Consider the following 856-nt stretch of genomic DNA (forward strand, 5'->3'; position numbering starts at 1 on the left):
AGTAAGCAGTAACGACAAATTTGAAACGACCTTGACGGGGGATTGATGCGCAATGCCACGCCGGTGTGCGATACGCACGCGACCGGAGAGCCGAGGGGTGGCCTGGAGGGCGAGACATGCCGAAGCGCCGCAGGCGCGGTGCCGGGCATGGGCCCGGACGGCATGGCAGGAAGCTGGGGCAGTTGCGCGTCGAGCGGCGATGCGGACAACAGATGGGCGCTTCATCATCGATCCCTTGCATTAGTCGTTTGGCTAATCACAAAGGCAGACGCAAAGCGCTTGCAGGACCGGCACGCGGAGCGTGTCGGGCAACCCGGCTATCCTCGACTCGAGGACCCGTGGCTTTGCGTCCTGCAGTTGCCTGCAGTTTGCCTATGTGTCGAGTAGTGTAGCAGCTTGTTTCTAAAAGCCAAACGCTGCGCCCGCATTCCATGTGAAATCCTGCGCGGACGGCCTCCGGAGCGCCGCTGCGCGGGGCCCGCCCCTGCTGGCGCCCGTCGACGCCGGCAGGCCAGGCAGGCGCGGACTACACTCCGGAATGGACCCCCCTCACGCCGACCGTGCCACCCGGCGCCATCGGCCCGCCGAGGTAGCCATGCCACAGCACTCGCCCTCTTCCCCCCAGACCAGCGCAACGCGGCCCGGACGCCCGCGGCGACCGGCGCCCCAGCGCCGCTCCTTCGCATCGACGCTGTTCGGCTACGACATCTTCATCTCCTTCGCGCTGGGCTTCTCCGGGCGCGGCACCCAGTCCTACGCCTCGGACCTCGCCCGCCAGCTGCGGGAACGGGACTTCTCGGTCTTCTACAGCGAGGACGAAGCCGCCCCCGGCGAAGACCTCGACGACACCCTGCTG

At 67.2% G+C, this 856-nt stretch carries 1 protein-coding gene and 1 riboswitch; the gene reads left to right on the forward strand.

All coding sequences use genetic code 11. The features are described 5' to 3' along the window. Positions 1 to 304: 304 nt before the first annotated feature. A riboswitch (cyclic di-GMP riboswitch) is annotated at positions 305 to 383 on the reverse strand. Between the two features lie 212 nt (positions 384 to 595). Further along, positions 596 to 856: hypothetical protein (locus L6Q67_RS23560; protein WP_296575961.1), on the forward strand; the 261-nt coding region annotated here is incomplete at its 3' end.

Source organism: Zoogloea sp. (assembly GCF_023150065.1).
GTDB lineage: Bacteria > Pseudomonadota > Gammaproteobacteria > Burkholderiales > Rhodocyclaceae > Zoogloea.